The 2,045-nt window shown below is 66.4% G+C and carries 3 protein-coding genes; all 3 read left to right on the top strand.

Features of this window, described 5'->3' with window-relative positions:
• Nucleotides 1-489, top strand: a 489-nt coding sequence (locus JOY90_RS16170; RefSeq protein WP_291692122.1) for a TOBE domain-containing protein, incomplete at its 5' end; no start/stop codon positions are given.
• 30 nt (nt 490-519) lie between these two features.
• Nucleotides 520-1,506, top strand: coding sequence for a hydroxyacid dehydrogenase (locus JOY90_RS16165; RefSeq protein ID WP_291692121.1), 987 nt, complete (start codon nt 520-522; stop codon nt 1,504-1,506).
• Nucleotides 1,481-2,045: amidase family protein (locus tag JOY90_RS16160; RefSeq protein ID WP_367276944.1), on the top strand; the 565-nt coding region annotated here is incomplete at its 3' end. The genes JOY90_RS16165 and JOY90_RS16160, both read left to right, overlap by 26 nt.

The following is a 2,045-nucleotide window of genomic DNA, read 5'->3' as shown; positions in this document are numbered from 1 at the left end:
GTGGTGATGAACGGTGGCAAGATCGAGCAGATCGGCGCCCCCAACGAGCTATACCACCATCCGAAGACGCGCTTCGTCGCCGGCTTCATCGGCTCGCCGGCCATGAACTTTGTGCCCTGCCGGTTGGAGGAGGTTTCGGGCAGGCTCAACATCCGCCTCGCCGACCGCCTCGCGTTCCCGCTGCCGCCGGCGCGCGCGGCACGTTACGCCAAGGTCACTCGCGACGAGCGGCTTCTGCTGGGTGTCCGTCCCGAACATATCGCGGAGGCGAAGCCCCATGCCGAGCCGGGCGTCGAACCGTTCGATGCCGTGCTCGATGTCACCGAGCCGATGGGGATGGAGACGCTGATCTACTTCACCCTCGAAGGTACGCAGATCTGCGGGCGGGTCAGCCCGAACGCCGGCGCGCGCGAGGCTGCCCCGCTCCGATTGGCAATGGACCTCAACAACATGCACCTGCTAAACGAGGCGACCGGCGTCGTGCTCTGACGGCATCCGGACGAACCTCAAGGGCAGGAAATGGCCACCAACAAGAAGAAGATTTTTGTTACTCAGACTTTGTCATCCGGGGCGCGGGCTCTGCTCACCGCGCGAGATGATATCGAGCTCATCGAGTTTCCCAACCTGATCTCTGCCCCCGACTTCCAGGCCATGCTGCGGCAGCATGCGCCGGTCCACGGCGTGGCGCTGGGCGCCACCCGCTTCGGCCAACCCGAGCTCGAGGCGTCCGGGGACATGCAGGTGGTGACCCGCATCGGCGTCGGCTTCGACGCGGTCGATGTCCCCGCGCTGTCGCGCCGCAAGGTGCCGCTGATGGTGGCTGGCACCGCCAACTCGCCGTCGGTCGCCGAACAGGCGCTGTTCATGATGCTGACGCTCGCCAAGCGCGCGCAGGAAATGCACATGATGGTCAAGCAGGGCACCTGGGCGAGCCGCCTCGGCCAGTTGCCGTTCGACCTCTATGGCAAGACGCTCCTGATCATCGGCTTCGGCCGCATCGGCACCCGCACCGCCAAGCGCTGCCTCGCCATGGAGATGCAGGTGCTGGTCTACGATCCCTACAAGTCGGCAGACGAGATCAAGGCGGCCGGCTGCGAGCCGGTCGACGAACTCGATGCAGGCTTGCCGCAGGCGGATTTCGTCAGCATTCATTGCCCGAAGACGCCGGAGACTATCGGCATGTTCGACGCGGCGCGGCTGAAACTGATGAAGCCGACCGCCTACCTGGTCAACACCGCGCGCGGCGGGATCATCGACGAGAAGGCGCTGCACGAAGCGCTGGCGGCGGGTAAGCTCGCGGGCGCAGGGCTCGACGTTTTCGAGCAGGAGCCGCCGGCGGTGGGACAAGCCTTGCACGACCTGCCGAACGTCGTCCTGGCGCCGCATGTCGCGGGAGTCACGGTGGAAGCGGTCGACCGGATGAGCGAGCAGACCGCCCGCAACATCCTGAGCGCGCTCGACGGCGAGCCGATCCGCCAGAATGTCATCAATCAGGACGTGCTCTAGCGTTCACCCTGCGGAATCCCAGCGAGCTAGCCGATGGCCTTCAAGGAGTATGGCAGCTACGACGCGGTCGGCCTGGCCGACCTCGTCCGCAACAAGCAGGTCACGGCCGGGAGCTGCTGGCGTCCGCGACAGCGCCGCCATGCTCGATGCGATCTCCGGCGCCGAGCTCACGAACCCTTATCGCGCACCGCCGCCGGAGCGGCCGTTCGCCCAGGAGGTCGGGCGTGATCCGGGCCGCTTACGCTTCGCCTTCACCGACAAATCGCCCTATGGCGATGAGATCGATGCCGAAGTGAAGGCCGCGGTTCGCAACGTCGCGTCGATGCTGGAAAGGCTTGGCCACGACCTCGAGGAGCGCGCGCCCGTCCTGCCCGCCGATCCCGCGGTCGTGATGAACTCGACGCGATGTCGCAGGACCTGTCCCATATCGGGCCAGTGCTGCGCCGCTACATGCCCGCGACCAGCATGTTCAACATGTCGGGTCAGCCGGCGATGTCGGTGCCACTCGCCTGGAGCAGCGCCGGCCAGCTCGAGCAGGA

The sequence above is a fragment of the Bradyrhizobium sp. genome (assembly GCF_019242285.1).
Lineage (GTDB): Bacteria > Pseudomonadota > Alphaproteobacteria > Rhizobiales > Xanthobacteraceae > Bradyrhizobium.
The sequence above is the reverse complement of the archived record's forward strand: the minus strand, read 5'-3'. Positions and strand labels throughout refer to the sequence as shown.

What these genes read in the sequence shown, in the direction of transcription:
- JOY90_RS16165 (WP_291692121.1), top strand. Translation starts at nt 520, where the DNA reads ATGGCCACCAACAAGAAGAAGATTTTTGTTACTCAGACTTTGTCATCC.